The organism is Alphaproteobacteria bacterium PA2, assembly GCA_002256425.1.
Lineage (GTDB): Bacteria > Pseudomonadota > Alphaproteobacteria > Caulobacterales > Caulobacteraceae > Phenylobacterium.
In genome coordinates this window covers 3,017,206-3,029,746 of record NKIZ01000001.1, presented here as the reverse complement: position 1 = coordinate 3,029,746, position 12,541 = coordinate 3,017,206, and the positions used below count along the sequence as shown (strand labels likewise).

11 protein-coding genes are annotated in these 12,541 nt (G+C 67.9%); 1 reads left to right on the top strand and 10 read right to left on the bottom strand.

Translation table 11 applies throughout. The annotated features are described in order from the left end of the window. Positions 1-38: 38 nt before the first annotated feature. From smc to CFE28_14525, 3 genes are all read right to left on the bottom strand, one after another. Positions 39-3,482 (bottom strand): chromosome segregation protein SMC, encoded by a 3,444-nt coding sequence (gene smc / locus CFE28_14535; protein OYU71100.1) that lies wholly within the window; start codon positions 3,480-3,482, stop codon positions 39-41. 18 nt (positions 3,483-3,500) lie between these two features. Then, on the bottom strand, positions 3,501-4,109 hold the full coding sequence (locus tag CFE28_14530; GenBank protein ID OYU71099.1) for a disulfide bond formation protein DsbA: 609 nt from the start codon (positions 4,107-4,109) through the stop codon (positions 3,501-3,503). Positions 4,110-4,172: 63 nt separating this feature from the next. Then, the gene (locus CFE28_14525) at positions 4,173-4,721 is read right to left on the bottom strand and encodes a hypothetical protein (GenBank protein ID OYU71098.1); all 549 of its coding nucleotides are present in this window, start codon (positions 4,719-4,721) and stop codon (positions 4,173-4,175) included. Positions 4,722-4,807: 86 nt separating this feature from the next. Here CFE28_14525 and mutY point away from each other — a divergent pair, with 86 nt between their 5' ends. Next, positions 4,808-5,839 carry an A/G-specific adenine glycosylase gene (mutY, locus tag CFE28_14520; protein OYU71097.1) on the top strand — a complete coding sequence of 344 codons (1,032 nt, stop codon included), beginning with the start codon at positions 4,808-4,810 and terminating at the stop codon, positions 5,837-5,839. Here the strand turns inward: mutY and CFE28_14515 are convergent. The 7 genes from CFE28_14515 to CFE28_14485 all read right to left on the bottom strand — a co-directional run bounded on the left by CFE28_14515 (position 5,836) and on the right by CFE28_14485 (position 12,515). Further along, on the bottom strand, positions 5,836-7,008 hold the full coding sequence (locus CFE28_14515) for a hypothetical protein (protein ID OYU71096.1): 1,173 nt from the start codon (positions 7,006-7,008) through the stop codon (positions 5,836-5,838). The two genes, mutY and CFE28_14515, sit on opposite strands and share 4 nt — an antisense overlap. Positions 7,009-7,067: 59 nt before the next feature. Continuing rightward, positions 7,068-8,147 carry a modification methylase gene (locus CFE28_14510; protein ID OYU71095.1) on the bottom strand — a complete coding sequence of 360 codons (1,080 nt, stop codon included), beginning with the start codon at positions 8,145-8,147 and terminating at the stop codon, positions 7,068-7,070. An 85-nt stretch (positions 8,148-8,232) separates the two neighbouring features. Next, positions 8,233-9,285: a hypothetical protein gene (locus CFE28_14505; protein OYU71094.1), complete on the bottom strand. Its 1,053-nt coding sequence runs from the start codon at positions 9,283-9,285 to the stop codon at positions 8,233-8,235. 50 nt (positions 9,286-9,335) lie between these two features. Further along, positions 9,336-9,968 carry a hypothetical protein gene (locus CFE28_14500; GenBank protein ID OYU71093.1) on the bottom strand — a complete coding sequence of 211 codons (633 nt, stop codon included), beginning with the start codon at positions 9,966-9,968 and terminating at the stop codon, positions 9,336-9,338. A 25-nt stretch (positions 9,969-9,993) separates the two neighbouring features. Further along, entirely contained in the window at positions 9,994-10,980 is a 987-nt protein-coding gene (locus tag CFE28_14495; protein OYU71092.1) for an enoyl-CoA hydratase, read from the bottom strand. Positions 10,981-11,059: 79 nt separating this feature from the next. Further along, positions 11,060-11,650, bottom strand: a complete 591-nt coding sequence (locus tag CFE28_14490; GenBank protein ID OYU71091.1) for a ribonuclease HII — start codon at positions 11,648-11,650, stop codon at positions 11,060-11,062. 274 nt (positions 11,651-11,924) lie between these two features. Continuing rightward, the gene (locus CFE28_14485; protein ID OYU71090.1) at positions 11,925-12,515 is read right to left on the bottom strand and encodes a DNA-3-methyladenine glycosylase I; all 591 of its coding nucleotides are present in this window, start codon (positions 12,513-12,515) and stop codon (positions 11,925-11,927) included. Positions 12,516-12,541 lie beyond the last annotated feature (26 nt).

The following is a 12,541-nucleotide window of genomic DNA, read 5'->3' as shown; positions in this document are numbered from 1 at the left end:
CCCTTGCACAGCGCCTGCAGAAACCGATCAGGGGGCTGCTATTGGGCCGCCATCGCCTCTGCCTGGCGCAGGTCGACCGACACCAGCTGGGAGACGCCGCGCTCGCCCATGGTGACCCCGAAAAGACGGTCCATCCTGGCCATGGTCACGGGATTATGGGTGATGGCGATGAACCGCGTCTGCGTCCTGCGGCGCATCTCGTCCAACAGGCTGCAGAACCGCTCCACATTGGCGTCGTCCAGGGGCGCATCCACCTCATCGAGCACGCAGATCGGCGCCGGATTGGCCAGGAAGACCGCGAAAATCAGGGCGCAGGCCGTCAGGGCCTGCTCGCCCCCGCTCATCAGGCTCATGGTCGCCATGCGTTTGCCCGGGGGGCAGGCGTAGATTTCGAGGCCGGCCTCAAGGGGGTCGTCCGATTCCACCAGCCGCAATTCAGCCTGACCACCCTGGAACAGGGCTTCGAACAGGGTCTTGAAATGGCCGTTGATCACATCGAATGCGGCGACCAGGCGATCCCGGCCTTCACTGTTCAGTTCTTCGATCCCCTGCCGCAGCCGGCTGATGGCGCCGGTCAGGTCCGCGCGCTCGATCTGCATGGTCTCAAGGCGCTGGGCATGTTCAGACGCCTCGTCCTCCGCCCGGAGATTGACCGGGCCGATGGCGTCCCTCTGGCGCTCAAGGTTCTGGAGATGGGCCTCAACCCCGTCCGTGGCCGAAGGGATGGCGACGGCTTCGTCCGCAAGCTTCCGGGCAAGTTCATTGGGCGACATATGCAGGGAGTCGCTGATCTGCTGGACGATTTCGGCCAGGCGATCCGAGGCGGCCTCCAGGCGAGCCGCCAGGGTGGCGCGAAGCTCGCGACTCTCGGCCGCTGCGGCGTCAGCCGCCCGGACCAGCCGGTCAGCCTCTGCCCGCGCGCCCTCGGCCTGGGCCAGGGCGTCGGATGATTTCGCCCTCCTGGCCTCGGCCTCTGCAAACTGGCTCAGCAGGTCTTCAAGGCGGCGCTGATGGGTGCCAGGCTTGTCATGGGCCTCGTCCAGGGCCGCCTTGGCGTCCGCCCGGGCCTTGACCAGATGGTCCAGACGCTTTGCGGCGGCCTGGGCCCTTTTCACCCAGTCCTCCCGGTCCTTGGTCAGCAGCTCCAGACGCCGGGCGCGACCATCCCGTTCACGGGCCTCCACGTCCACGGCGGCGCGGGCGGCCGCGGCGGCTTCCCGGGCCGGGCCGGCCTTCATCCGCGCCTGGGCCAGCTTCTGGGGGAGATCGCCCTGCGCGGGATCGGTCTGGGCGTCGGCCTGGGCTGCCTGCAGGGCGGCCTCGGTCTCGGCCAGTTCGGCGGCGAACCGTGAAATCACGTCATCAAGCGAAGCGGCATGGGCCTCCCGCCGGGCCGACTCCCGCTCCAGCTTTTCCACAACGCTGCGCGCTGCGGTCACGGCCGCTTCCAGCCGGGGAATGGTCGGACGAAGTTCCCGGATCTGCCCTTCAGCAGCCTGGACGGCGGCGCTTGCCCGGGCCAGGGTTTCCCGGGCGACCTTTACCTTGGGCTCGAGGGCCTCGATGTCGGCTTCGATTTCCGACAGGCGATTGCGCTGCTCCATCCGGACAGCCGCCGGCTTTGGAGCATCCGCCCGTGCGGTGAACCCGTCCCAGCGCCAGAGATCGCCCTCCCGGGAAACCAGACGCATGCCGGGGCTGAGCTGGGACTGCAGGCGATCGCCATCAGCCCGGTTTACCAGGGCCACAAAGGCCAGGCGGGGCGAGAGGGCGTCGGGCGCCTTGACCAGGCCGGCGAGGGGTTGCGTGCCCTTGGGCCACTCCGGCGAAAGGGTGTCGCCGCCGCCCCAATAGGCCGGCGCCTTGGGATCGAGGGCCGCGTCGAGATCATCGCCAAGGGCCGCAGCCAGGGCTGCTTCCAGGCCCTTGTCGGGAGAAACCTGTTCCAGTGCGGGGGTGAATCCGCCGCGACGGGCCTGGGCGACCAGCTGGGCCAGGGCCCGGGCCTCGGCGGTCATCCGTCCCAGCTGTTCGTCCAGCTTGCGGGAGGTCTCGCGGGCCTCGCCTTCGCTGGCCTGGGCGGAGAGCCGCGATGACTCGGCAGTTTCCAGGGCTGCGCGGGCGGCGGTCAGGGCGGTCTCGGCCTTTTCCAGGTCATCCCGGGCCGACTGGGTCTGGGGATTGACGGCTGGACCCAGCTGCTCGCGTTCATGCCTGGCCTGATCCAGGGCGCGCCGGGTGCGCGAGACCCGGGTGGTCGCCTCGTCAACCCGCGCAGCCCCGGCGCGGAAACGGGCGTCTTCGGCGGCGATCTGGGCAGCCAGGCCTTCGACCTCGGCATCTGCGGCGACCCGCGCCGCCTCCGCCGCCTCGGCGGCCGCCTGCAGTTCGGGGGTGCGGACCGGCGCTGCGGCGATGGCGGCCTGCAGGGCCTCGAGATCTTCAACCAGCCGGGCCAGGGCGGCGTCGGCGTCTTCGACGATCTGGGTTTCCCGGGCGCGATCCTGATCGATGCGGGCCGCCTCGCCGGTCAGGCGCTCGACCTCGGCGGCCAGGGCCTCGCCCTCACGCTCCAGACGGTCGCGGTCAATGGCCAGGCGGTGAAGGACGGCGGCGGCCACGGTCTCGGCCTCCCGCAGGGGCTTGATCTGGGCCTCGGCCTCGACGGCGCGGGCGGTCGCAGCGGCGGCTTCCCTGGCCGAAGCCTCCACAGCCCGGCTGGCCTCATCGGCTTCCCCGGTCAGGCGGCCGGCGGCGTCCCGGGCCTCCACCCATCGTCCATGCAGGACGGCGGCCTGCAGGGTGCGGATCTCCGCCGACAGCTTCTTGTAGCGATCGGCCTGCCTCGCCTCCCGGCGCAGGCGACCCAGGGCGCTTTCCAGCTCCTTGGCCACATCGTCCAGACGTTCGAGATTGGTCTCAGCCGCCCTCAGGCGCAGTTCGGCCTCATGCCGGCGGGAGTGCAGACCCGACACCCCGGCGGCCTCTTCGAGGATCAGCCGACGGTTCTGGGGCTTGGCGGCGATCAGCTCGGAAATCTGACCCTGGCGCACCAGGGCTGGCGAGTTGGATCCGGTGGAGGCGTCCGCAAACAGCAGCTGCACGTCCCGGGCCCTGACCTCCCGGCCATTGACCCGATAGGTCGAGCCTTCGCCCCGATCAATCCGCCGGACGACCTCCAGGACCGGATGGTCATTGAAGGCGGCGGGCGCCCTGCGGTCGGCATTGTCTATGGTCAGCGTGACTTCGGCGTGATTGCGCGAGGCCCGTCCGCTGGACCCCGCGAAGATCACATCGTCCATGCCGCCGGCCCGCATGGCCTTGGCGGAGTTGGCGCCCATCACCCAGCGCAGGGCCTCCAGCAGGTTCGACTTGCCGCAGCCGTTGGGGCCGACAATGCCCGTGACTCCAGGCTCGATGCGGAACTCGGTCGCATCGACAAAGGACTTGAACCCGGAAAGGCGCAGTCGCTGGAAGTGCACTTTGGGCTCGAAGCCTTCCTACTTCGAGGCGTCGGCGAAAGCGGCGTCCAGCTGCTGCAGGGTGACTTCACCCGACGCCACCTGCTTGCCGTTGATGATGAAGGTCGGCGTGCCGCTGATCTTGTCGACCTTGATGGCCTTTTCGACCCGCTCGTTCAGCGCCTTCAGGGAGGCTTCGTCGGTAATGCAGGCGTTGAACTGGGCTTCGGTCATGCCCGAGGACTGGGCGACGCGCAGGAGGACGCCACGCATGTCGCCGGTCTGGAACATCTCCTGCTGGGCGCGGAAGATGGCGTCGACCACGCTGAAATACTTGTCCTTTCCGGCGCAGCGGGCGGTCAGGAAGCCGGCGGCGGCCACCTCGACCGGCGGGGTCAGGAATTCCTTGAAGGTGTAGTGCACCTTGCCGGTGTCGATGTACTTGGCCTTGAAAGCCGGGAAGACGTCATTGTTGAAAGCGGCGCAGTGGGTGCAGCTGGCCGAGGCGTACTCGACCATCTTCACCTTGGCGTTGGCGTCGCCCATGGTCATGTCGGCGGCGTCGGCTGAAGGCGCCTTGTTGCACCCGACAAGGGCCATGACGCCAACCATGGCGGCGACGAAAAGACTACGGCTGAAAGTCGGCATGGGATCCCCTGCGCAAATCCGAATGGAAGATTAAAGCGCGATTCCCGCGCCACGTGTTGAAAGTCAAGGTTTGGGGCGGTCCCGCATCACCCCGCGCCCGAGTTTGAGCAGGGCGTCCTTTAGGGGACCGTCTGGCGCATCCGCCAGCCCCTTGCGCAAATCCGCCTCGGCGGCGGCGTCCAGGGGCGGGGATTTCCGGGGCAGGGCCCGGGCTGCGCTGACCAGACCGCGCAGGGGGCCCTGAACAATCCGCAGCTTGTCGACCGCGCCGGCGCCGAGGAACAGATTGACCCGGGCGACGATCTCGGGGGCCTGGTGCTGGATCAGGGCCGCTGCAGGTCCGGCCACGCGGATCTCCAGGGCGGCCGGGCCTCCGCCCCGGGGTTTGGTCAGTTTGACGGGCTCGGTCCGGCGGGCGATGTCGGGGCCGACCACTTCCTTCCAGCGGGCCTGCAGGGCGCCAGGGCCCTTGCCGAACCGCTCGTCCAGTTCCTTCAGGGTCCTGTTCAGGCTGCGCCCGGCCGGGGGCAGGCCCTGGGGCGGCGGCCGCGACCGCTTGCGCGCCAGGATCTCGGCGGCTTCTCGGATGGTGGGCAGGCTCCTGCGGCGCATGCCTGACCTTAGCCCCGGATGAAGAAATCCGCCACGGACCCGTCGCACCCCGTCCACACTTAAGGCATGAAGGCCGGGTGAACCCAATGCGCCGCAAACTCCTCGACTGGTACGACGCCCACGGGCGGGAGCTGGCCTGGCGCATCCGGCCGGATGCCCTGGCGACAGGCCTGAGGGCCGATCCCTATCGGGTCTGGTTGTCCGAGGTCATGCTGCAGCAGACCACGGTGCCCCACGCCACCCCCTACTTCCTGAAGTTCACCGCCCGATGGCCCACGGTCAGCGACCTTGCGGCCGAGGCTGACGGCGAGGTCATGGCCGCCTGGGCGGGGCTTGGCTATTACGCCCGGGCCCGCAACCTCCTGGCCTGCGCCCGGGCCGTGGCCGCTGATCATGGCGGGGTCTTCCCCGATACCGAGGAGGGGCTCCGCAGCCTGCCGGGGCTTGGGCCCTATACGGCCGCCGCCGTGGCCGCCATCGCCTTTGACCGGCCGACCAATGTGGTGGACGGCAATGTGGAGCGGGTCATGTCCCGGCTCTTCGCCGTCGAAGCGCCCATGCCGGCCGCCAAGCCGGAGCTGAAGGCCCTGGCGGCGGAACTGGTCACTGACGACCGCCCCGGCGACTGGGCCCAGGCCCTGATGGATCTGGGGGCGACGGTCTGCAAGCCAAGGTCCCCGACCTGCGACATCTGTCCCCTGGAGACGGACTGCAAAGCGAAAGCCCTCGGTGCGCCCGAGACCTATCCGCGCAAGACACCCAAGGCCGCACGGCCCCATCGCCATGGCGTCGCCTATGTCCTGACCCGAGGCGAGGAGGTCGGACTTGTCCGCCGTCCGCCAAAGGGTCTGCTGGGCGGCATGCTCGCCCTGCCGACCACGGAATGGCGGGACAAGCCTTTCACCGAGGCGGAGGCGAAGGCGCTGGCGCCGTCAGCCGCAAACTGGCGGAACATGGGCGAGGTCGAGCACGTCTTCACCCACTTCTCCCTGACCCTGAAGGTGCTGCGAGGGGAAGGGTCGGCGGAAGACCTGATCTGGTCCCCGCGCCGGGACCTCGACGGCCTGCCCAGCGTCTTCCTGAAGGCCGCCCGGGCCGGGCTGTTCAACCTGATCTAGGCTTCGACCTTTTCGGTCTTTTCCTGCGATTTCGGGAACAGGAAGGCCAGGGTGGTCAGGGCGGTCAGGGACATGGCCAGGGCGGCCGCTGGAATGGCAGGCACCCCGGACATATGCAGTGCAAGTCCCCCGACGGACGAGCCAAGCGCCTGGCCCAGCGACACCACCGAACCATTGAGCGCCAGGGCGACGGGCGCTCCGCCGGTCGCCTGGATCAGCCGGGACTGGATCACCGGGGTGATGGAGAAAAGGGCCGTGGCCGCCAGGAAGATCCCCAGCGCCACCAGGGCGGCGCTGGGCCAGCCGGCGGGCAGGGCATGGTGGGTGGCGGCGAAGTGGACGCTCATGGCCGTGGCCTGGATGGCGAAGCCCTGCAGGATCCAGCCCCGCCCGGCATTCCGGTCCGCCGCCCGTGCGCCCAGGGCCAGACCTGCGATTGAGCCCACCCCGATCATGGCCTGGAAGGCGCCGACGCCGGCGCCGGTCACCCCTGCGCCCACCCGGACAATGGGCTGGATGTAGAGGTTCAGCGTCATGTTGGCGGCGAAGGTCAGGAAGGTGGTCAGATAAAAGGGCCAGACCACCGGCAGGTTCAGGCTGCCGCCGTCGCGCTTGGGCGGGGCCGGAACCTTGGGCAGGAAGAAGGTGACGGCGATCAGGGCGATGGCCGACAGGGTCGCCGCCAACAGGAAGGTCGAGCGCCAGCCAAAGGCCGCGCCGATCAGACTGCCCATGGGAATGCCGACCACAAAGGCCAGGGTCATGCCGCTGGACACCATGGCTATGGCCGAGCCCCTTCGTTCCGGCGGCGCCAGGGAGGCGGCGGCGACGCTGGCGGCGGGGCCTGACATGGCGCCGGCAAGGCCAGCCAGGGCCCGCAGGCCCAGCAGGGTGTCGAAGTTCGGCGTCAGCGAACAGGCCAGGTGCAGGATCAGGCCCAGGCTCAGCCCGCCCATGACCATGTATTTGCGATCAACCCGTCCGAAGATCCAGGCCGCCAGGGGCCCGAGGACCGCTGAGGTCAGGACGAAGGCGGTCTGCAGCTGCCCGGCCACCGAGGTGGTCACCCCCAGGTCCGCCGCCAGGTTTTCCAGCATGCCGGCGAAGATGAAGGCCCCGGACCCGAAGGCGAAGGTGACCAGGGTCAGGACGAATATGCGCGGGTTCATGACCTGAAGCTTAGACGCCTCAGGTCATTCGCCTAGCAGAAATCTCCCGGGGATGGAGATTAGGCCGCCATCTGGGTGCGGACCTTGGCCCGCAGGACGTCGATGGGGGCCAGGCCCTTGTCGGACTTGAAGTGCCAGTAGGTCCAGCCATTGCAGGCCGGCGCCGACTGGATCATGGCCCCGACCTTGTGGATCGATCCGGCCATTTCGCCGATGATCAGCGAGCCGTCCGCCCGCACCCGGGCCGAGCGTTCGCCCTTGGGGCAATAGAGCACGTCGCCTGGCCGCAGCAGGCCGGCCTCGACGATCTGGCCGAAGGGAATCCGCGGCTCGGCGCGCTTGGAGCCGAACACATCCAGGTCCGCCGGGGCGATGGGCATCACCTTCTCGATCCGCTCCTTGGCCAGCTTGGCGTACTTCGGGTCCTGCTCCAGGCCGATATAGTGACGGCCCAGGCGCTTGGCGGCCGCGCCCGTGGTGCCGGTGCCGAAGAAGGGATCGAGGATCACGTCCCCCGGCTTGGTCGAGGCCAGGATCACCCGGTGCAGCAGGGCCTCGGGCTTTTGGGTCGGGTGAGCCTTGACGCCGTTCTCGTCCTTCAGCCGCTCTTCGCCGGTGCACAGGGGCAGGGTCCAGTCCGAGCGCATCTGCAGCTCGTCATTGGCCATCTTCATGGCGTCATAGTTGAAGGTATAGCGCCGGGCGCCCTGGCTCTTGGAGGCCCAGATCAGGGTCTCGTGGGCATTGGTGAAGCGGGTGCCCTTGAAGTTGGGCATGGGGTTGGACTTGCGCCAGATGATGTCGTTCAGCAGCCAGAAGCCCAGGTCCTGCAGGGCCGTGCCCACCCGGAAGATGTTGTGATAGCTGCCGATCACCCAGATGGCGCCGTCATCCTTCAGCACCCGGCGGCACTGGAACAGCCACTCGCGGGTGAACTTGTCATAGGCCGCAAAGCTCTCGAACTGATCCCAGTCGTCGTCCACCGCGTCGACCTTGGAATTGTCCGGCCGCAGCAGGTCGCCGCCCAGCTGCAGATTATAGGGCGGATCGGCGAAGACCAGATCGACGGATTTATCCGGCAGGGCCTTCAGGGACTCGATGCAGTCGCCAAGAATGATCGTGTCGTGGGAAACAGCCATATTCGCCTCGCTAGAACCAAGGCTGAATCCTGAATCATCGTGGTTTAGGCTCTGTGATCAAACGTGGTTAACAGGGAGATAGGTGTCAGAGAGCCCACTTCACCCACGCCCCGTGGGGATGAACCTCCGCCAGAACCCGCTCCTCGCCGCCCGGCCAGAGGTGCAGCCTCAGCTCCATCCGCGCCATATTGTCCGCCGCAGGCTCCATGCGCAGCCAGGCGAAGGGGGCTTCCGCCGTTGCGGCCTGGCCGTGGGTTTCCAGGACCTTCGCCAGGGCCGCCTGGCTGTTGGCCGGCATGTACTGCCAGAAGACCGAGTGATAGGCGACGGTGGCGACCCCGGGCCTTGGGGCGGCCATGCGGGCGGTCCAGTCGACGGCGTCGGTCTCTTCCACCTTCACCCCCAGGGACACGGCCAGATCCATGGCGGCGCGTATGCGGGCCATGCGTTCGAACTGGTCGGGCCAGATGTAGGACAGCAGGCGCAGGCTCTGGTCGGTGTCGGTCAGGTCGCTGGGGCGGCGGTCGCAGGCGGCGCGGGAGACGACCCTGATTTGGGCGTCCAGGGCAGGGGCGGGCCCTTCCCAGACGCTCTCCATGGAGACGGGGCTGGCCGGGTCACCCCAGGACTTGTCCCCCAGCCTGTAGGCATAGCGATCCCAGTTGAGGTTCAGGCCCGCGCTGGCGGCGATCTCGAAGGTGGCCAGGGGCAGGCCGGTTTCCTTGGCGATCTGCAGGAAGCCCGGCAGCAGGACGGCCGAGCGCCGGACCTCATTGGTCTGGGGCTCATGGGTGATGAAGGCGGCCAGCCGGTCTGCGTGGGTGACCATGGCGGCCCGGACAGCGGCCCATACGGCCTCCATGTCGGTTGGTCGGCCCTCCCGGGGATAGGCGGCGACCATGGCCGCGTCATCGCCGCTGAGGACCAGATTGTGCAGGCCGCCCAGCAGGCGCAGGTGGGAGGCGTCGGCGAAGACCTCCTTGCGGGTGGCGTTCGCCCAGGGCGCCATCAGGGCCAGGGTCGGGCCGCCGGCCTCGATGTCCTCGGCGGCGCGGTTGAGCAGGGCCTCATGGAAGGGCGAGCCGAAATTGGCGCAGCCCAGGGCCTGCATGCGGAAGGCGGAAGCGAGTTCTGACATGCCCCGACGACGCCCCCGGATGCGCCGGGGGTCAATCTTGATTCAGCCGATCAACCCGCTGCGAGGACGGCGACCTGCATCAGGGCCGCCGCCAGGGCGATGATCAGGCCCACATAGCCGGTGGGTCCCATCAGGGTCATGATCTGCGGCTGGGTCGGGAAGGAGCCGGTCTGGGGCATGGCGGCGAACTTGAAGTCATGGGCCCCGCCGAACTTCGGATCGGCCACCAGAATGGCCAGGTCCCGGCGGCTGCGATAGCGCATATAGCCCATCAGGTTCCATTCGGGCGTCTCATTCACCCCCCAGGCGTCGAACCAGGGACCGACCTTGCGCGAGGCCACGGCCGGGTGACCGCCCCGGGCGAAGAGTGCGGGCAGGAACATCTTCGTATAGCCCTCCATGACTTCGCGGGCGGGCTTCATCTGGCCTGTGATCGGGTCGGCCACCTCGCCCGGCGCAAACCGCACCAGGTTCAGCATGAAGAATTCCCGGCCGTCATCGGCTTCCAGAAAGCTGCGCAGGGCGCCCATTTCGTTGCGGCTCTCCGCCTCGGGATTGGCCGCCTTAATGGCGTTGATCAGCTTGTCGATCTCGGCGCCGCGCACCGGGCCCTTCCAGTTGCGGTACCAGCCCAGGAAGGCGGCGTAGAGCAGGAGGGCGCTGGCCCAGATCCAGAGGGTCATCGGAATATCCGTTTCAGGCTTGGGGTCAGGACAGGTCGCAGCCGGCGGCCTCGAGTATGGCGGCCAGTTCGGGATCAGACTTCACGGCCTCGTACTTCGCGCGCAGGGCGGTCAGGGACCGGGCGTGATACTTCTGCGGCGGCTGGACATAGACTCCGCCGGGCAGGTCGACGGAGAAGATCTCCTCGCCGGCCTCCAGGGCCTTCGCATTGGCCTTGGTCCAGGGCAGGAAATAGCGGCCCACATAGGCGATGATCGGCGCAAGCGTCGGCTGGAGGCTGGCCCAGGTCTCGAACTCGCCGTCCAGGCGGGGCTCCATCATCCGGTGGCACCAGGCCAGGACGTCAGGGGCGCGGCCCATCATGATGGCGCCGCAGGTGGGGTCCACCGAGGCCTCATAGAGCTGGGCCGCCAGGCCGAAATCGCCAAAGCCGGGACGGGCGCCGAACAGGTATTTCCGGGTCGCCAGATGGGCCTGCAACAGGTCCAGCAGCTCCTGATAATAGGCGGTGATCAGGGGGGCGTTCTCGGGGCTGGAGCCGACAAAATGGCCCCTCGTGCTCATCCGGCCCAGGATCATGCCCGCCAGACCCTCGATCTGCTCCGGCGGGGCGCCCGGCATGTTCAGGTGGGCCAGGGTCAGGGCCGAGGCCTGCTGGTCCACGGGTGCGAACCAGCGGTGGTGGAACATCAGCTTGTTGCCCCACTCATCGCCGAATTCTTCCAGCAGGGCCGAGAGGAAGTTCAGGGCCGGGCTGGCAGGATGGATGGAGGGCTCGGGACACAGCGGGTCCACCGCCTCGATGATCGGGGTGGAGTCCTGGATGCCCTGATCCTCCGGCGTGACCACCATGGGCACGATGGGCAGGCGTGCGTATTTCTTGAACTCGTCCTCATTGGCCGGGCCCCGGGCGATCCACTGGTGGGAAATGCCCTTGAACCGGAACCAGGACCGCACCTTCACGGAATAGGGCGACATCTCCGATCCGAAGATCCGGTACTGACCTGACATGAGCGCGGCTCCCTGACCCAACTAATGACACTTATCGTGTCAGTTAATAGCGGGGCGGCGCGGAAGGCAAGGGGGCGTCTCAGCCCAAATCCCGGATCGGGGCCCAGCTCATCCGGTGGATGGGGCAGGGGCCGTGGGCCTTGAGGGCCGCCACATGGCTGGCGGCGTGATAGCCCTTGTGGCCGGCGAAGCCGTACTGCGGATACTCCAGGTCAGCAGCGGTCATGATCCGGTCCCGCTCCACCTTGGCCAGGATTGAGGCGGCGGCGATGGAGGCGCTGAGGGCGTCGCCCTTGACGATGGGCTGCAGGGGACAGGGCAGGTCGAAGCGGTAGTTTCCGTCCACCAGGGCGAAGGCCGGGGCGATCTTCAGGTCCGCCATGGCCCGGCGCATGGCCAAGCCTGTGGCTTGCAGGATGTTGATCTCGTCGATCTCCTGAGGGGAGGCCAGGCCAACCCCCCAGGCCAGGGCGGTGGCCTTGATCTCGATCTCAAGCCGCTCCCGGGCCTTTGCAGTCAGCTTCTTGGAGTCGTTGAGGCCCGCCGGCACATTGTCCGGATCAAGGATGACCGCTCCGGCCGAAACCGGCCCGGCCCAGGGCCCCCGCCCGGCCTCATCGACCCCGCATACAGGGCCGGGGTATTTCGCCTCAAGAGACATGTCGGGCATCAGAAAGCGCCTCGGGCCGTCGTACAGCGCCCAGCCCTACGAACTGGACCCCGGCCTCCGCCGGGGTGACCGGTGGATGGGGCAGATTCGGCGCCAGATCTTGAACCGCAGGCTGCTCTCCCACCCCCGGTCATACCGGCGGAGGCCGGTATCCAGGTCATAGGGCACGGAGTTTCCGGAGAGGCCGCTCCTGGGGCTGACATCCAGTTCACAGCCTTACGAACTGGACCCCGGCCTTCGCCGGGGTGACCGGTTGATGGGGACATGTCCGGCATCAGACCGACAGCTTGCGGATGCGCTCGTGGCAGGGGCAGTGGACCAGGTGGTCGTTCACCAGGCCGGTGGCCTGCATGAAGGCGTAGACGATCACCGGGCCGACGAACTTGAAGCCCCTGGCCTTCAGGGCCTTGGACATGTCGACGGCGACCTGGGTCTGGGCTGGCACATCGCCCATGACGGTGAAGCGGTTCTGGATCGGCTTGCCGTCGGTGAAGGCCCACAGGAACTGCGAGAAGTCCTCCCCCCGGTCCCGCATGTCGAGATAGATCCGGGCGCCCGAAATGGCGGCATCGATCTTGGCGTTGGACCTTACGATCCCCGCGTCGGCCATCAGCCGCGCCCGGTCGGCGTCATCATAGCGCGCCACTTTTTCCGGATCGAAATTGTCGAAGGCGGCGCGGAAGGCCTCGCGTTTGCGCAGGATGGTGATCCAGGCCAGGCCCGCCTGAAAGCCGTCGAGGACCAGCTTCTCCCAAAGGGCGCGGGAGTCGTACTCGGGCACGCCCCATTCTTCGTCGTGATAGGCCTCGTACAGGGGATCCCCCGCCATGCCCCGCCAGCCGCATCGATTCGGATCGTTCGTCATGCCGCCTTTGTCGCAAAGGCGGATGC